The 17,027-nt window shown below is 66.7% G+C and carries 11 protein-coding genes; 5 read left to right on the forward strand and 6 right to left on the reverse strand.

What is annotated here, in order from left to right; all coding sequences use genetic code 11:
• Nucleotides 1-46: 46 nt before the first annotated feature.
• Together clpB and VG561_RS07610 are read right to left on the reverse strand one after the other, a co-directional pair.
• Complete coding sequence (gene clpB / locus VG561_RS07605; RefSeq protein WP_111205396.1) at nt 47-2,632, reverse strand: ATP-dependent chaperone ClpB; 2,586 nt, start codon at nt 2,630-2,632, stop codon at nt 47-49.
• A gap of 181 nt (nt 2,633-2,813) precedes the next feature.
• A complete protein-coding gene (locus VG561_RS07610; RefSeq protein WP_126411286.1) occupies nt 2,814-3,635 on the reverse strand; it encodes a DUF3014 domain-containing protein in 822 nt (273 codons plus the stop codon).
• Between the two features lie 169 nt (nt 3,636-3,804).
• On the opposite strand from VG561_RS07610, the gene VG561_RS07615 reads away from it, so the two are divergent.
• Nucleotides 3,805-4,515: a glutathione S-transferase gene (locus tag VG561_RS07615; protein ID WP_053495831.1), complete on the forward strand. Its 711-nt coding sequence runs from the start codon at nt 3,805-3,807 to the stop codon at nt 4,513-4,515.
• A 165-nt stretch (nt 4,516-4,680) separates the two neighbouring features.
• Here the strand turns inward: VG561_RS07615 and VG561_RS07620 are convergent, their stop codons facing one another.
• From VG561_RS07620 to VG561_RS07635, 4 genes are all read right to left on the reverse strand, one after another.
• Nucleotides 4,681-6,291, reverse strand: coding sequence for a hypothetical protein (locus VG561_RS07620; RefSeq protein ID WP_423179510.1), 1,611 nt, complete (start codon nt 6,289-6,291; stop codon nt 4,681-4,683).
• A gap of 634 nt (nt 6,292-6,925) precedes the next feature.
• Nucleotides 6,926-8,644, reverse strand: coding sequence for a thiamine pyrophosphate-dependent enzyme (locus tag VG561_RS07625; protein WP_423179511.1), 1,719 nt, complete (start codon nt 8,642-8,644; stop codon nt 6,926-6,928).
• 108 nt (nt 8,645-8,752) lie between these two features.
• A complete protein-coding gene (locus VG561_RS07630; RefSeq protein ID WP_164077435.1) occupies nt 8,753-9,610 on the reverse strand; it encodes an SH3 domain-containing protein in 858 nt (285 codons plus the stop codon).
• Between the two features lie 36 nt (nt 9,611-9,646).
• Nucleotides 9,647-10,129 (reverse strand): DUF3574 domain-containing protein, encoded by a 483-nt coding sequence (locus VG561_RS07635; protein ID WP_423179512.1) that lies wholly within the window; start codon nt 10,127-10,129, stop codon nt 9,647-9,649.
• Nucleotides 10,130-10,343: 214 nt separating this feature from the next.
• On the opposite strand from VG561_RS07635, the gene VG561_RS07640 reads away from it, so the two are divergent.
• The 4 genes from VG561_RS07640 to otsA all read left to right on the forward strand — a co-directional run bounded on the left by VG561_RS07640 (nt 10,344) and on the right by otsA (nt 16,957).
• Nucleotides 10,344-12,779: a TonB-dependent receptor plug domain-containing protein gene (locus VG561_RS07640; RefSeq protein ID WP_423179513.1), complete on the forward strand. Its 2,436-nt coding sequence runs from the start codon at nt 10,344-10,346 to the stop codon at nt 12,777-12,779.
• Between the two features lie 235 nt (nt 12,780-13,014).
• Nucleotides 13,015-13,773, forward strand: coding sequence for a trehalose-phosphatase (otsB, locus tag VG561_RS07645; protein WP_014648189.1), 759 nt, complete (start codon nt 13,015-13,017; stop codon nt 13,771-13,773).
• A gap of 41 nt (nt 13,774-13,814) precedes the next feature.
• A complete protein-coding gene (locus VG561_RS07650) occupies nt 13,815-15,596 on the forward strand; it encodes a glycoside hydrolase family 15 protein (protein ID WP_032960733.1) in 1,782 nt (593 codons plus the stop codon).
• A complete protein-coding gene (gene otsA / locus VG561_RS07655; protein ID WP_014648191.1) occupies nt 15,593-16,957 on the forward strand; it encodes an alpha,alpha-trehalose-phosphate synthase (UDP-forming) in 1,365 nt (454 codons plus the stop codon). Before VG561_RS07650 ends, otsA begins: the two co-directional genes overlap by 4 nt.
• The last annotated feature ends 70 nt before the right edge of the window (nt 16,958-17,027 follow it).

The raw sequence follows: 17,027 nt of genomic DNA on the forward strand, positions 1-17,027 counted from the left end.
GCCAAGGCTCGGATGGCGCCCCAGCCATGGCCGGGGCGCCACCGGTTCAAGCCTTGGCGAACACCAGGCGACCACCGTCGTTGCCGACTTCGATGGTATCGCCGTTGACGAAGGCGCCGGACAGGATCTGCTGCGCCAGCGGGTTTTCCAGCTGCGACTGGATCGCACGCTTCAACGGGCGCGCGCCGTACACCGGATCGAAGCCGACGTTGCCGAGCAGGTCGAACGCCGCATCGGAGACCGCCAGCTTCAACCCGCGCTCGGCCAGCCGCTTCTCAAGCCCGCGCATCTGGATGCGCGCGATCTGCTTGATCTGCTGCTTGTCCAGCGGGTGGAACACCACGATGTCGTCCAGGCGGTTGATGAACTCCGGACGGAAGTGCGCCTGCACCACGCCCATCACCGCTGCCTTCATCTGCGTGTAGGCCTCCGGGCTGTCGTCGGCGCTCATGTCCTGGATCTGGTGCGAGCCCAGGTTCGAGGTCATCACGATGACGGTATTGCGGAAGTCCACGGTGCGGCCCTGGCCATCGGTCAGGCGGCCATCGTCCAGCACCTGCAGCAGGATGTTGAACACATCCGGATGCGCCTTCTCCACTTCGTCCAGCAGGATCAGCGAGTACGGGCGACGGCGCACCGCCTCGGTCAGGTAGCCGCCTTCCTCGTAGCCCACGTAACCCGGGGGGGCGCCGATCAGGCGGGCGACGCTGTGCTTCTCCATGAATTCGCTCATGTCGATGCGGATCATCGCGTCGGCGCTGTCGAACAGGAATTCGGCCAGCGACTTGCACAGCTCGGTCTTGCCGACGCCGGTCGGGCCGAGGAACAGGAACGAGCCGGCCGGACGGTTCGGATCGGACAGGCCTGCACGCGAACGGCGCACGGCATCGGAGACGACCTTGATCGCTTCCTCCTGGCCGACCACACGGTTGTGCAGCACTTCTTCCATGCGCAGCAGCTTGTCGCGCTCGCCTTCGAGCATCTTGTTGACCGGAATGCCGGTCCAGCGCGACACGACCTCGGCGATCTCCTCGTCGGTGACCCGGTCCTGCACCAGCTTGAAGTCCTTGTGCTCGGCTTCCTGGGCCGCGGCCAGCTGCTTTTCCAGCTGCGGCAACAGGCCGTACTGGATCTCGCTCATCTTGGCGAAATCCTGGCGGCGCTGCGCGGCTTCCAGTTCCAGCTTGGCCTGCTCGACCTGCTCCTTGATCTTGGTGGCGCCCTGCAGCGCAGCCTTCTCCGACTTCCAGATTTCATTGAGGTCGGAGAACTCGCGCTCCAGCCCGTCGATGTCGTTCTCCAGGTCGGCCAGCCGCTGCCGCGAGGCTTCGTCCTTTTCCTTCTTCAGCATCTCGCGCTGGATCTTCAGCTGGATCACCCGGCGTTCCAGGCGATCCAGCTCCTCCGGCTTGGAGTCGATCTCCATGCGCAGGCGCGAGGCAGCCTCGTCCATCAGGTCGATGGCCTTGTCCGGCAGCTGGCGATCGGTGATGTAGCGGTTGGACAGCGTGGCGGCGGCCACGATGGCCGGGTCGGTGATCTCCACCCCGTGGTGCACGGCGTACTTTTCCTTCAGCCCGCGCAGGATCGCGATGGTGTCCTCCACCGACGGCTCACCGACGAAGACTTTCTGGAAGCGGCGCTCCAGCGCAGCGTCCTTCTCGATGTACTTGCGGTATTCGTCCAGCGTGGTCGCACCGATGCAATGCAGCTCGCCGCGTGCCAGCGCCGGCTTCAGCATGTTGCCGGCATCCATCGCGCCGTCGGCCTTGCCCGCGCCGACCATGGTGTGCAGTTCATCGATGAACAGGATGATCTGGCCTTCGTTCTTGGCCAGATCGTTGAGTACACCCTTCAGGCGCTCCTCGAATTCGCCGCGGAACTTGGCCCCGGCGATCAGCGCGCCCATGTCCAGCGACAGCACGCGCTTGCCGCGCAGGCCCTCGGGTACTTCGTCGTTGATGATGCGCTGGGCCAGCCCTTCCACGATCGCAGTCTTGCCCACGCCGGGTTCGCCGATCAGCACCGGGTTGTTCTTGGTCCGGCGCTGCAGCACCTGGATGGTGCGGCGGATTTCCTCGTCACGGCCGATCACCGGGTCGAGCTTGCCGCTCTCGGCCCGCGCGGTCAGGTCGATGGTGTACTTCTCCAGCGCCTGCCGCTGCTCCTCGGCATTCTCCGACTGCACGTTCTCGCCGCCACGCAGCTTGTCGATCGCCGCCTGCAGGCGCGTCTTGTCGACACCGGCGGCGCGCAGCGCCATGCCCAGCGTGCCGCCATCGTCCAGCGCCGCCAGCACGAACCACTCGCTGGCAATGAAGGCGTCCCCGTGCTGCTGCGCCAGCTTGTCGGTCTGGTTCAGCAGGCGCCCCAGATCGTTGCCCATCGAGACGTTGCCGGCTTGGCCGGATACCTTGGGCAGTGCGTCCAGCGCCTCGGTCAGGCGCTCGCGCAGCACCGGCACGTTCACCCCGGCCTGGGCCAGCAGCGGGCGCGTGCTGCCACCCTGCTGGTCCAGCAGCGCGCTGAACAGGTGAACCGGTTCGATGATGCTGTTGTCGCGGCCCACGGCCAACGACTGTGCGTCTGCCAGCGCCTGCTGGAAACGCGAGGTGAGCTTGTCCATCCGCATTGCGAATCCTCATCGGTCATCAGGGCCGGCCTGGGCCGGCAATGCTGGAAAGATGCGGTTGCCCCACCCGGTTTCAAGGGTGGCTGCGACTGCACCCCGGGGCCAGTCAGCCTGCGGCCAGCATGCCGGAGCGCGTGTGGTCGGCGCGTTGATCCCGATCAGTTCCGTACGGTGGACGGGCTCAGCGGGTGATCGCGCTGCGGATCGCCCGCAGCTGCTGCTTGATCGCCCGCGCCTGTGCAGGATCCATGCGTAGCAGGGCCTTCTGCCCGATCGAGCGTGACTGCAGGGTGGGATCGACGAAGCGATAGCGGCCGCGTTCATCGCGCTGCACCAGCGGCGACTGGGCCAGTTCCGGGGTGTCCAGCAGGTGGTCGATCACCATGACCAGGCGGTCGTTGAAATAACCCTCGGGCCGGCCAAGGTCGGCATAGGCCTGCTGGATCAGCGGATAGAAGCGCTTGTAAGCGGTAGCCGTTGCCGTCGGGTCCAGCGCAGTGAACGCCTGTACGTAAGGCGCATAGCGTGCCGCATTGCTGGCGGCGATGCGTTCGCCGCCTTCGCCCGTATCGACCTGCAGGTTGCCCGGCAGCGGCCGCGCGGCCAGCGCGGTCGGCGGCACGCTGGGCTTGTCCAGGTTGTCGACCTGGGTGACCAGGCGCTGGATCAGGTGATCACGCAGCAGCAGGGTCAGCGGCCCCTCGCCTTGGAACAGCTGGCTCAGTGCGCCCCAGGCCGCGGCGTCGCTGTCAGCCAGTTTCGGCAGCGCCGGGTCGGCGGCGGCCTCGGTATCCAGCGGATGCCTGATCGATGGTGGTGCTGGCGCGGGCTCTGCGGCCGCCTGCGATTGTGCCGGTGCACTGGTACTGGCAGGGTTTGATTGCACCGGCACCGGGACACCGTCGGCCAGGCTCTTCAGCTGATCGCGGAACAACCAGCCGCCCGCGCCACCGATCACCACCACACCCAACACCCAGGGCCAGACCGCCTTTCCACTCTGCATGATGCAGCACCTCGTTTCACACGCAATGGAGAAGGTGTGACCCCATCGATTGCAGCCGGTTCCCCGCCTGTTCCGCTGCCGTTCGGGTTCAGGCACGCGTCGTCCACGCTCACGTCTGCTTTGCGCCACCCGCGCGAGGCTAGGAGTCCTGTCCCGTGGAGACTCTGCCATGCAGTACGCGCTGTACTACTGGACCGGCATCCAGGGCCGTGGCGAGTTCGTGCGCCTGGCGCTGGAAGATGCCGGCGCCGACTACATCGACATGGCGCGGGTGCACGGCGATGCGGTGATGCAGCCGTTTCTGGAGGGTCGCAACGAAGGGGCACAGCCCTTTGCGCCGCCGTTCCTGAAGGCCGGCCGCCAGGTCATCGCGCAGGTCGCGGCGATCCTGGATTTCCTCGGCCCGACGCTGGACCTGGTGCCGCAGGCCGCATCGCGGCGGATGCAGGCGCTGCAACTGCAGTTGACCATCGCCGACCTGGTAGCCGAGGTGCACGACACCCACCATCCGATCGCCGCATCGAAGTACTACGAACAGCAGAAGACCGAGGCCAGGGCACGAGCCGCGTCACTGCGCAGCGAGCGCCTGCCCAAGTTCCTCGGCTATTTCGAGCAGGTGATGGCCGCCAACGGTGGCCGCCATGCACTGCGCGAGCACTCCTATGTGGATCTGTCACTGTTCCAGCTGCTGAGCGGGTTGGACTACATGTTTCCGCGCCGCATGCAGGCGCTCGGCCCCACCCTGCCCCGGCTGCGCGCGCTGCAGGAACGAGTGGCGAAACGACCCAACATCGCCGCCTATCTGGCGTCTGAGCGGCGGTTGCCGTTCAACACCAACGGCATCTTCCGCCATTACCCGGAACTGGACGCCGAACGGTAGTGCCGGCCGCTGACCGGCAGAGCGCGCTGTGATCATTCGCCACCTGCAACACGCCCCTGTAGAGCCGAGCCATGCTCGGCTCAGAGCAGCCGAGCGCAGGCTCGGCTCTACAGAGCACCAGAAGTGGAAGGAGCGGTAACGCCGGGCCATGCCCGGCGTCACCGGTCAATGATCGGTGCGATCACCCAGCGGTTGCACCGGCTGCTTCTGCAGCGAAAGCAGGCCCAGCAGCACCGCCAGGGCCACGTAGGCGCCGGCAAACTGCAAACTGATGATGCGCGCCAATCCTTCCAGGTCCCACGGCAGGTAGATGCCACCGCGCGGTTCCACCGAGTGGATCAGGCCGAACAGGGTCAGCCCGGCGGCCACCAGCAGGACGCCACAGGCACGGCGCAGGCGGCCATCGACCATCGCCGCCACGGCCGAGATCCACAGCATCGAGGTGATGATGAAGCCGTTGCCGAGGGTGAAAATCACCGCCAGCTCGGGCAGGCCGTGGCCGTCGAGCTTGGTCAGCAGCTGCGGCAGCTGGTCCGGTGCGATCCAGCCCGGCGCCTTGATCGCCAGCAGGTAAGCCACCGACGGCAGGAAACCGAACACCATCGCGCCGGTATGGTGGCGCGGCGTGGCCTGGAAGGCCTGGGTGGTGATGTCGATGGCCACGTACACGATGATCGGTGCCAGCACCGCCAGCGGCAGCCATTGCACCAACCCGGAGATGATGCCGAGCATGCCGCCGATGCCGACGAACAGGCCGGTCAGCAGCGTGTAGCCGCTGCGCGCGCCCATGTGCTTGTAGGCAGGCTGGCCGATGTAGGGCGTGGTCTGCGCGACACCGCCACAGACACCCGCCACCAGCGTGGCCACCGCTTCCACCAGCAGGATGTCGCGAGTGCGGTAGTCATCGCCAGCCGCGCGTGCGCTCTCAGACACATTGATGCCGCCGACCACCATCAGCAGGCCGAACGGCAGCAGCAGCGGCAGGTAGGTCATCGCCGTGGGCAGGCCCTCAAGGAAGCCCAGCGTCGGCAGCGGCAGCACCACCTGCGGCGGCCCCCATTCCGGCACATGGAAGCCGGGCGCGCCCAGCCCGGCCAGTCCAAGGCCGTAATACAGCACGGTGCCGAACACGAAGGCCAGCAGCACGCCCGGGCCACGCACCGGCAGCTTGCCCTTGGCGATCAGCACATACAGCAGCAGGCCCAGCGTGGTGAAGCCGACCAGCGGCGAGCGCAGCGTTTCCAGCAGCGGCAGCAGGCCCATCAGCACCAGCGCGATGCCGGCGATGGAACCCAGCAGCGCAGCTCGCGGCAGTGCGCGGGTGACCGCTTCACCGAAGAACGACAGCACGAACTTGAGCACGCCCATGATGACCAGCGCGGCCATGCCCAGCTGCCAGGTGGCGATGCCCGCAGCGTGCGGGTCCATGCCCTGCTGCTTGAACGCGAGGAAGGCCGGGCCGAGCACCAGCAGGGCCATGCCGATGCTGGTGGGGGCATCCAGGCCGAGCGGCATGGCGGTGACATCGTCGCGGCCGGTACGTGCCGCCAGCCGGCGCGCCATCAGGGTGTACAGCAGGTTGCCGACCAGCACGCCAAAGGCGGTGCCGGGGAACATTCGGCCGAACACCACGTCGGCGGGGAACTGGAAGATCCCGACCAGGGCCATGGCGATGAAGCCGAGGATGGAGAGGTTGTCGACGACCAGGCCGAAGAAGCCGTTGAAGTCGCCGGCGACGAACCAGCGACGCGGTACGGCGGAAGCGGGAGCGGACATGGAAGGGGCGGTGGGGGTGGGGAGCGCCGATGGTAGGCCCAGCGAGGCCGGCGCGCCAATTCCGTCGTGGAATGATGGGTTCCAGCCAACGGCGGGGCCCCTCGTGGCTGGTCGCGGGTAGAGTCGACTGTTAGTCGACTGGCATTGCGAGTTCGGCCGGTCGGGGGGGCTGCGCAGGACACGCCGTAAATCCCCAGACCGGCCCAGCCGCTGGCGGCTGTGCGTTCGGGCCTTGCGAAGCAGTGCTTCGCAAGCAAAGCGCCCTCACCCACGGGGGCTCGATGGCGCCATCCATGGCGCCAACGGTCCTGCGCAGCCCACCCGACCGACCCCTGACAGTTTCCTGCGCGCGGCAGCCACGGAAGAAGATCAAAAGATCCAAAGCCAAGGCAGGCTCTCGCTGCAGTGCCGAGCCCATGCTCGCCCGCTGTACGCGAAGGCTCTGAGCCGAGCATGGCTCGGCTCTACAGAAGATTATTTCGATCATTCGTTCGTTCATCCACGCATGGCGTGGATCTACCGTGTCGACCAAGGTCGACACCTACCACACGGATGGCCGCCGTTGCTTCTGAGTGGCCGGCCAGCGGCCGGCACTACCGCGGGTGCAGGGCGCAGCCCTGCATCGACCAACCCTCTACTTCTTCAGGAAGTTGTCCACCAGCAGATGCTTCACGTCGTCGAAGCGGCCGTTCAACACTGCCTTGGCCGCGTACAACGCCGTACCGGCCACCTGCTTGGCCTCGATCTGCGGCGGCATCACCAGCTCCGCGCGGCTGGTATGCACGTCCAGCAGCGCCGGGCCGCGCTGGGACAGCAAATCCAGCACCGCCTCTTCCAGATCCTCGCTGCGGGTCACCGTGCGGCCGTGGAAGCCGATGACCTCGGCCAGGCGGCCGAAGTCCGGGTTCTTCAGGTCGGTGTAGTTGTCCAGCAGGCCCTCCACCTTCTGCTCCAGCTCGACGAAGTTCAGCGAACCATTGTTGAACACCACCACCTTGATCGGCAGGTTCTCCTGCACTGCCGTGAGCAGGTCACCCAGCAGCATCGCCAGGCCACCATCACCGGACAGCGAGATCACCTGCCGGCCGGGGAAGGCCTTCTGCAGGCCCAGCGCCTGCGGCATCGCGTTGGCCATCGTGCCGTGCAGCAGGCTGGTCAGCGTGCGGCGGCGGCCGTTGACGCGGATATGGCGCAGCACCCACACCATCGGCGAACCCCCGTCGGCGGTGAACAGCGCATCGTCGCTGGCATGCCTCGACAGCAATGCCGTCAGATGCTGCGGGTGGATCAATTCACCCTCGCCCGGCTGTTCTTCCTGTTCGCGCTTCTTCAGCGCCTTGTCGCGACGCCCGATGCACTCGTCCAGGAAACTGCTGTCCTGGCGCGGCGGCAGCATCGGCAGCAGCGCGTCCAGCGTCGGTGCGATGTCACCGACCACGCCAAGGCTCACCGGGTGGCGGCGGCCGAGGTGACTGCCATCGCGGTCGACCTGGATGATCGTGGCCTTGTCCGGGTAGAACTGGCCCCAGGCGAAATCGGCGCCGAGCAGCAGCAGCGTGTCGCACTCCATCAGCGTGTGGAAGCCGGATTCGATGCCGAAGATGCCGGTCATGCCCATGTTGTACGGGTTGTCCGGCTCGACGAAATCCTTGGCGCGCGAGGTATGCGCGATGGGCGCCTGCAGGCGCCGGGCCAGCTCCAGCAGCTGCGCGTGTGCGCCCTGGCAACCGGCACCGGCATAGATGCCGATGCGCTTGCCCTGCCCCAGCAGTTCGGTGATGCGCTGCAGCTCGGCATCGGACGGGCGCAGCACCGGCTGGGTGTAGTGAACCGAGAACGGCACATCGTGCTTCACCTCGGCCTGGCTGATGTCGGCCGGCAGGATCACCACCGCCACGCCACGGCGGCTGATCGCGGCCTGGCAGGCCAGGGCCACGACGCGCCGCGCCTGCTCCGGGCTGTGCACCTGCTCGCAGAACACCGAACAACTGGCATACACCGCCTTGAAGTCCACTTCCTGCGGAAATTCCATGCCCAGCTCACTGGTCACCACCTGGCTGGCGATCAGTACCATCGGTGCACGGTTGCGATTGCTCTCGAAGACGCCGTTGATGAAGTGCAGGCCACCGGGACCGCAAGAACCCGCACAGGCGGTCAACTCGCCGCTCACCAGCGAATCGGCGCCGGCAGCGAAGGCGGCCACTTCTTCGTGGCGTACATGTACCCAGTCGATTTCACTGCGGTGCAGGGCATCGGTGACGTGATTCAAGGTATCGCCAACGATGCCGTAACAGCGGCGGACGCCCGCCTGCTGCAGGGTATCGACAACGATCTCGGCAACGCGCTTGCTCATCGGATACATCCTCGAGGGGAGAGCATCCGAGGCTAGACCCGAAGAAGTGATGCCTCCGTGGGCAAGGCGCACATCACCTCGATAGGCAAACTACCGGCGGAGATCGAGTCAATCGTTGACGTTGATCCAGCCCTCCACCGCGCCCTCCTTCGGGTTGCGGTAGCGCAGCTTCACCCAGCCATCCTGTTCATCCAGCATCTCCACGCGGTCTCCCTGCACCAGGTAACGCCTGGTGCTGGATGCGCCGGGTCGATCGAACAGGAACAGCCGCGCGGGTACCACGGTGGCCTGCTGGCCACGCAACGGTCCATCCGGCGGTGCACCCAGGCCATCGGCGATGGCACTTTCCAGCACCCGGCCGGCGGCATCATAGGTGCGCCAGACGGCAAGCGGGCCCTGCTCGCCGGTCTGTTCCCACTGCAGCGCGGCGTTCAACGTATCGCCCAGCATCAGCACGCTCTCGGCGCGGTACAGATAGAGCTTCGCGCCTGCAAACCGGTACTGGTCGGTGTACCACATCGGGCCGCTGCGGCAGCTGCTGGTCAGCGTGCGGCTCGGACGGTCGACCGTCAGCCCCATCAGGTCACCGCAACTGTCCTTGCCGTGGGTATCGGCCTGCAGCGCGCGGAACCCGGCACTGGCCGGATCGAAGCGGTACACCGTCACCGCTTCGTTGACCATGCCCACCGAGGCGCGCGCGACCAGTTCCGGGTAGCCATCGAAATCGACATCCTCGAGCGACCATCGCGAATTGCCGTCGGCATCGGCCGCGCCCTCAAGCGTCTGGCGCTTGCCTGACGGTGACAGCTGCACCGCGATGCTGCCGTCCTGCTGGGGATCGGCGTGCGCCTGCACGTGCGCGGCCACTTGGAAGCGCAGCGTTTCGCCGTCGTCCCCACCCGCCTGCGCCGTCGGTGCCAGTACGCCTGCCAATGCCAGGCCCAGCAGGCATTCCCTGTAGTTCATCATTGCTCCCTGCAGCACCGCGGCGGCACCTTCAACTCAGAACGATACCTCGACCGGCTGCCGCGACCACAGCACCGATTGATGTTTGGTCTGCTGCTTCCACGCCAGGCGGATCGCCTCGATGTCGGCGCGGCGCTGCGGGGTGTCCTCGTGCAGCACCACCAGCACCTTGGTGCGCAGGCGGTTGGGCGCGGCATCGCCGCGGAACAGCCACTGGCCGTAGGCATCAAACACGGTCAGGCCGTCCGGGAAGCGCGGCGTTACTTCCTTGTCAAGGAAGGCGCGCCACTGCGCGTCGCTGATGGTATCGGCCTGCGGGCGGTTGCCGGCGCCCTGCTCTTCGCCTACGCCGAAGTACAGCTCGCTGCGCACCCAGCCGTGGCCGGCGGACGGACGCGCGGCATCGCCCTTCAGTTCGGCGGTGGTGGCCGTGGCATAGGCGCTGGGCGCCTGCGAAGAGAGGCTGGCGCAGCCACTGGTGGCCAGCAGCACGGCGAAGACGAGGCCAAGGTGTTTCATCGGTACAGCTCCGGGGAAGGGGAACAGGGCGAGCCGGCAGCGTACAGCGCCACTGGCCCGGCGTGCTGATGCCAACCGGGCATCAGCTCATGCCGGACCGGCAGGGACTTGCATCGGCACCGGCCATCACGCGAAGATAATATATCGCTTCATCCGGATGGATGTAAGTGAAACTATCTCCCCCTTCCCCGTCGTCGTTGTTGCTGGAGCCCCCATGTCCGCCCGCCTGCCCGCGTCGCCGCTCGGCCTCGCCATCGCCCTCGTGCTTTCCTCCGCTGCCGTCCCGGTCCTGGCCCAGGACGCCACCAACCTGGACACCGTGATCGTCACCGGCACCCGCGCCGCCGACCGCACCGTGCTCGAATCCACCTCGCCGGTGGATGTGCTCACCGCCGAGGACATCCGCAAGGCCGGCGTGGTCAACGGTGAACTGGGCAGCGCGCTGCAGGCGCTGCTGCCGTCGTTCAACTTCCCGCGCCAATCCAACTCCGGTGGCGCCGACCACGTGCGCGCCGCACAGTTGCGTGGCCTGTCCCCCGACCAGGTGCTGGTGCTGGTCAACGGCAAGCGCCGCCACCACACCGCACTGGTCAACACCGACAGCAAGATCGGCAAGGGCACCACCCCGGTCGATTTCAATGCGATCCCGGTCAGCGCGATCAAGCGCATCGAAGTGCTGCGCGATGGTGCCGGTGCGCTTTACGGATCGGACGCCGTGGCCGGCGTGATCAACGTGATCCTCGACAACGGCGGCGACGGTGGCGAGATCGAGGCCAGCTACGGTGCCAACCACACCGACCTCAAGCCGATCGGCCGCACCCTCACCGACGGCCAGACCGGCAACATCAGCGCCAAGGTCGGTACTTCGCTGGGCGAGGACGGCGGCTTCCTGCGCGTCGGCCTGGAATACAAGCACCGCAACGGCACCAACCGCGCCGGCTTCGACCAGATTCCGCCGTGGGACCAGACGCCGGACAACCTGGCGCTGCAGGGCAAGCGCAACTACGTGCTGGGCGATGGCAAGAGCAAGGACATCAACCTGTGGCTGAACACCGAGATTCCGGTGGGCCAGACCTCGACGTTCTACGCGTTCGGCACCTTCAACCAGCGCGATACCGAAGGCGCCAACTACTTCCGCTATCCCGATGGCGATGCCAACTGGAAGCAGGTCTATCCGAACGGCTACCGACCGATCTCCGAAGGCGAGAACCGCGACGTACAGGCCGTGGCCGGCGTGCGCGGCCAGTGGGGCGAGTGGAGCTACGACAGCAGCCTGGATTACGGCCAGAACGACTTCACCTACCGCCTGCGTGATTCGCTCAACGCATCGCTGGGCCCGACCAGCCCGACCCGCTTCAAGACCGCCGACTACGAGTACGCGCAGGCCGTGGGCAACCTCGATCTGAGCCGCGTGTTCACCCAGAGCGACAGCATCAGCCACACGCTGGGCCTGGGCGTGGAAGCGCGCCATGAGCGCTACCAGACCCGCCCCGGCGACCCGGCCAGCTATGCGGCGGGCCCGTACACCGACCGCCCGACCGGCTCGCAGGCCGGTGGCGGCCTGACCCCACAGGACGCCGCCACCCTGTCGCGCGACGTGGCCAGCGCCTATGCCAGCCTGTCCAGCCAGTTCGGCGAGAAGTTCTCCACCGACCTGGCCGCGCGCTACGAGCACAACGACGACTTTGGCGGCGAACTGACCGGCAAGCTCGGCCTGCGCTACGAATTCACCCCGGCGTTCGCACTGCGCGGTGCCATCTCCAACAATTTCCGCGCTCCGTCGCTGGCGCAGATCGGCTACGAATCCACCTCCACCGGCTACAACGCCGGCGGCCAGCTGGTGCAGGGCCGGCTGCTGTCGGTCAACAATCCGATCGCGCGTGGCCTGGGTGCGCAGAACCTGAAGCCGGAGAAGTCGATCAACACCTCGCTGGGCTTCACCAGCCGCATCGGCGAGCATTTCGACCTGTCGCTGGACTTCTTCCAGATCGATATCGACGACCGCATCGCGCTGTCGGAGAGCATCACCGGCGATGCGCTGACCGATTACGTGGCCGCCAGCTACGGCGTCAGTGGCCTGCAGAGCGCCAGCTTCTTCGTCAATGCCGCCGATACCCGCACCCGTGGCGCCGAGCTGGTAAGCAACTGGCGGCAGTCGCTGGGCGATGGCCAGCTGCTGCTGACCGGCACCTACGCCTACACCAAGACCACGCTGAAGAATGTGCTGGCCACGCCGGCGCAGCTGCGCGCGCTGAACCCGGACTACGTACTGTTCGGCATCGAGGAGACCAACACCCTGACCGATGCCACCCCGCGCACGCGTGGCAGCTTCTCGGCCGCCTGGAGCAACGACCACTGGTCGCTGAGCACCCGCGTGAACCGTTACGGCAGCGCCACCCGGGTGTTCAACTTCGGTGATGGCTACATCCCGCGCCAGACCTACCAGGCCGAATGGCAGCTGGATGCCGAAGTCGAGTACCGCATTACCCCGCAATGGAGCGTGGCCATCGGCGGCCAGAACCTGACCGACAACTACCCGGATCGATCCAACAGCGATATCCACTACTTCGGCAACCTGCCGTACGACGTGCTGTCGCCGATCGGCAGCAACGGCGCGTACTACTACGGCCGCGTCCGCTATACGTTCTGATCGCATTGGGTGGGTGCGGACCGTGGTCCGCACGACACGGTAGTGCCGGCCGCTGGCCGGCAACTTCGTGATCCGGGTGCGGATCTGCTTTGGGTGGGTGCGGACCGTTGGTCCGCGCTGTTTGGGCTGGATGCAGGCTGACCTGCCGTGCCGACCAACGGTCGGCACCCACCGAAGCTGATCCGCAGCCTGCCCTCGACCCCACGTACACGCCCAGGCTGGCAGGCTGGTCGTCATGGCTGAACCGCTCCCCCTGCGTCCGCCACCGCCATTGCTGGACGACGCCTGTGCGTTGTTCCTCGATGTCGATGGCACCCTCATCGAATTCGCGGCACGACCGGATGCCGTGCAGCTCCTGCCGGATGTGCGCGAAGCCATCGGCCGCATCAGTGACCGCCTGGAAGGCGCCGTGGCACTGGTCAGTGGCCGACCGCTTGAACAGCTGGACCAGCTGTTCGCTCCCCTCCAGCTGCCTGCCGCCGGCCTGCATGGGCACGAACTGCGCGGCGAGGATGGTCGTGTGCTGCGCGACGAACACGACGACGACACCGCCGAGTGGCTGCACGCGCTGCACCAGCAGGCGATGCGCTTTGCCCACGGCCATCCCGGCGTGCTGGTGGAAGACAAGGGCGTCGGCCTGGCCCTGCATTGGCGCGGTGCGCCGCACGCGGCAAGTGATGTGCGCGCCTTCGCCGATCGCCACGTGCGGGGCCGCGCCAGTTACCGCCTGCAACCCGGCGACCATGTGGTCGAGTTCGTGCCCGTCGGCACCGACAAGGGCCGTGCCGTGCGCCGGATGATGCAGTACCTGCCCTTCCGCGGCCGCCTGCCGGTGTTTCTCGGTGACGACCTCACCGATGAATTCGGCTTCGATGCCGCCAACAGCCAGCATGGCTGGAGCGTGCTGGTGGGTGAACGTGAACCCAGCGCGGCGGTGTTCGCGCTGCCCGACATACGCAGCGTGCACGCCTGGCTGCGTGAGAATGCCTATTGACCCGGCCACCCCCCACGGCCGCAACCGAGATGTACCGCGTGATGACCCAACCCGATCTTGATCTGGGCGTGGTCGGCAACGGCAGCTTCGGCGCCCTGGTCGACAAACGTGCCCGCGTTGTCTGGAGCTGCCTGCCCACCTTCGACGGCGACCCTACCTTCTGTGCGCTGCTCGGCCCCAACCAGCAGACCGGTGGCGACTTCGCCATCGAGCTGGAAGACTTCGCCAGCAGCGAGCAGGAATACCTCACCAACACGGCGATCCTGCGCACGGTGCTCCGCGACGCGCACGGCGGCGAACTGGAAATCCTGGATTTCGCCCCCCGCTGGCGGCAGAACGACCGCTTCTACCGGCCGGTCAGCCTGATCCGCCAGGTGCGTCCGCTGGCTGGCAGCCCGCGCATCACCGTGCGTGCGCGCCCGCTGGCCGACTGGGGCGCACGCGTGCCAGAGTCGACCTGGGGCAGCAACCATGTGCGCTGGATCCTGCCGGAGCACGTGCTGCGGCTGACCACCGATGTGCCGGTGCGCTTCGTGCGCGACGGCCTGCCGTTCGTGCTCAACCATCCCATCCACCTGATCCTGGGCGTGGATGAGTCACTCAACCGGTCGATCAGCGGCTACGTGCAGGAAGCCTTCCAGCGCACCCGCGACTACTGGCGCGAATGGGTGCGCTACCTGTCCATTCCACTGGAGTGGCAGGACGCGGTCATCCGCAGTGCGATCACGTTGAAGCTGTGCCAGTACGAGGACAGCGGCGCGATCATCGCGGCAATGACCACTTCCATTCCAGAAGCACCCGGCAGCGTGCGCAACTGGGACTACCGCTACTGCTGGCTGCGTGACGCAGCTTTCGTGGTGCGGGCGCTGAACCGTCTCGGCGCAACGCGCACGATGGAACAGTTCCTCGGCTACATCTTCAACCTGGCCACCACCGACGGCACGCTGCAGCCGCTGTATGGCATCGGCTTTGAAGCCAAGCTGGACGAAGACGAAGTGCCCAGCCTGTCCGGCTACCGCGGCATGGGCCCGGTACGCCGCGGCAACCTGGCCTGGGTGCAGCGCCAGCACGATGTCTACGGCAGCGTGGTGCTGGCCTCCACGCAGCTGTTCTTCGACCGCCGCCTGCAGGATCCCGGCGACGCGCACACATTCGCCCGCCTCGAACCGCTGGGCGAACAGGCCTTCGCCCTGCATGACGTGCCCGATGCGGGCCTGTGGGAGTTCCGTGGCCGCACCGAGGTACACACCTACACCAGCGCGATGTGCTGGGCCGCCTGCGACCGCCTGTGCAAGATCGCCGTGCGCCTGAAGCGCGATGACCGTGCACACTACTGGCGCGAGCGCGCCGACACCATCCATGCGCGCATCATGGCCGAGTCCTGGAATGAGGAACTGGGCCACTTCACCGATACCTTCGGCGGCCATCGCCTGGACGCTTCGCTCCTGCTGCTGGCCGACATCGGCTTCATCGATGCGATGGATGCCCGCTTCATCGCCACCGTCGATGCGATCGGCCGCGACCTCAAGCATGGCAATTCGCTGTACCGCTATGTCGCGCCGGATGACTTCGGCGAGCCGGAGACCAGCTTCACCATCTGCACGTTCTGGTACATCGATGCGCTGGCGGCGATCGGGCGCATGGACGAGGCGCGCGAGATGTTCGAGCTGCTGCTGAAGCAGCGCAACCACCTGGGCCTGCTGTCGGAGGATCTGGCCTTCGACAGCGGCGAGGCCTGGGGCAATTTCCCGCAGACCTATTCGCACGTCGGCCTGATCACTGCCGCGATGCGCCTGTCGCGGTCCTGGCAGGAGGCATCGTGAGTCGTCTGGTGGTGGTTTCAAATCGTGTGGCCGTACCCGGCGAGAACCGCGCCGGCGGCCTGGCGGTCGGCCTGCTGGCCGCCCTGAAGGAACGCGGCGGCCTGTGGTTCGGCTGGAGCGGCAAGACGGTAAAGGACGGCAGCGGCACGCTGCACCGGCAGAAAGACGGTGACATCGACTACGTCACCATGGACCTGAGCAAGCGCGAGGTGGACGGCTACTACAACGGCTTTGCCAACCGCACGCTGTGGCCGCTGCTGCACTTCCGCCTGGATCTGGTCGACTACGACCGTGCCACCCGCGAGACCTACCACAAGGTCAACGCACTGTTCGCCGACAAGCTCGCGCCCTTGCTTCGCGAGGATGACATCGTCTGGATCCACGACTATCACCTGATCCCGCTTGGCGCACTGCTGCGCGAGCGTGGCATCGGCTGCCGCATCGGCTTCTTCCTGCACATCCCGATGCCCTCGGCCGACCTGCTGCAGGCGATGCCCGACCACCTGCGGCTGTTCTCCGCGCTCTACGCGTATGACCTGGTGGGCTTCCAGACCCAGCGCGATGCCGATCGCTTCCAGACCTACCTGCGCCTGTTCGGCGGCGGTCGGGTACTCGCCAACGGCGAGCTGGAGGCACCGGGCGGGCGTCGTTTCCGCGCGGCGGCGTTCCCGATCGGCATCGACACCGAGCTGATCGCGCGCCAGGCCGGTACCGCCGCCACCAAGGCCGCCGTAAAGAACCTGCGCGCGAGCCTGCGTGATCGCCAACTGGCGATCGGCGTTGATCGCCTGGATTATTCCAAGGGCCTGCCCGAGCGCTTCCTCGGCTTTGAACGGTATCTTGAGCGCCATCCCGACCAGCGCGGGTCGCTGACCTACCTGCAGATCGCCCCCGTCTCGCGCGGTGATGTCACCGAGTACCGGCAGCTGCGCAGCCAGCTGGAGCAGATCGCCGGCCACATCAACGGCGGCCACGCCGAGCCGGACTGGACGCCGCTGCGCTACGTCAACCAGAACTTCACCCATGCCACCCTCACCGGTTTCTACCGTGCAGCGGCGGTGGGGCTGGTCACGCCGCTGCGTGATGGCATGAACCTGGTGGCCAAGGAATACGTGGCCTCGCAGGACCCGGAGGACCCGGGCGTGCTGGTGCTGTCGCTGCTGGCCGGCGCCGCCGACGAACTCAAGCAGGCACTGCTGGTGAACCCGCACGACCTGGATGGCGTTGCCGACGCCATCGCCACCGCGGCGACGATGTCGCTGCGCAAGCGCAAGGAGCGCTGGCACGCCATGATGGAGCACCTGCGCACCTACGACATCAACCACTGGCGGCGCAGCTACCTGGACGCACTGGAAGGCTGAGAAAAAAGGGGACGGAGGGGATTAAGTCGTTTGTGCACAAACGACTTAATCCCCTCCGTCCCCTTTTTCT

The sequence above is a fragment of the Stenotrophomonas sp. CASM110 genome (assembly GCF_049384345.1).
Lineage (GTDB): Bacteria > Pseudomonadota > Gammaproteobacteria > Xanthomonadales > Xanthomonadaceae > Stenotrophomonas > Stenotrophomonas muris.

Bases quoted from the DNA above. Each gene is read 5' to 3' on its own strand.
- VG561_RS07650 (WP_032960733.1), top strand. From the start codon at position 13,815: ATGACCCAACCCGATCTTGATCTGGGCGTGGTCGGCAACGGCAGCTTC.
- clpB (WP_111205396.1), bottom strand. From the start codon at position 2,632: ATGCGGATGGACAAGCTCACCTCGCGTTTCCAGCAGGCGCTGGCAGAC.
- VG561_RS07640 (WP_423179513.1), top strand. From the start codon at position 10,344: ATGTCCGCCCGCCTGCCCGCGTCGCCGCTCGGCCTCGCCATCGCCCTC.
- VG561_RS07625 (WP_423179511.1), bottom strand. From the start codon at position 8,644: ATGAGCAAGCGCGTTGCCGAGATCGTTGTCGATACCCTGCAGCAGGCG.
- VG561_RS07635 (WP_423179512.1), bottom strand. From the start codon at position 10,129: ATGAAACACCTTGGCCTCGTCTTCGCCGTGCTGCTGGCCACCAGTGGC.
- VG561_RS07615 (WP_053495831.1), top strand. From the start codon at position 3,805: ATGCAGTACGCGCTGTACTACTGGACCGGCATCCAGGGCCGTGGCGAG.
- VG561_RS07630 (WP_164077435.1), bottom strand. From the start codon at position 9,610: ATGAACTACAGGGAATGCCTGCTGGGCCTGGCATTGGCAGGCGTACTG.
- VG561_RS07620 (WP_423179510.1), bottom strand. From the start codon at position 6,291: ATGTCCGCTCCCGCTTCCGCCGTACCGCGTCGCTGGTTCGTCGCCGGC.
- VG561_RS07610 (WP_126411286.1), bottom strand. From the start codon at position 3,635: ATGCAGAGTGGAAAGGCGGTCTGGCCCTGGGTGTTGGGTGTGGTGGTG.
- otsB (WP_014648189.1), top strand. From the start codon at position 13,015: ATGGCTGAACCGCTCCCCCTGCGTCCGCCACCGCCATTGCTGGACGAC.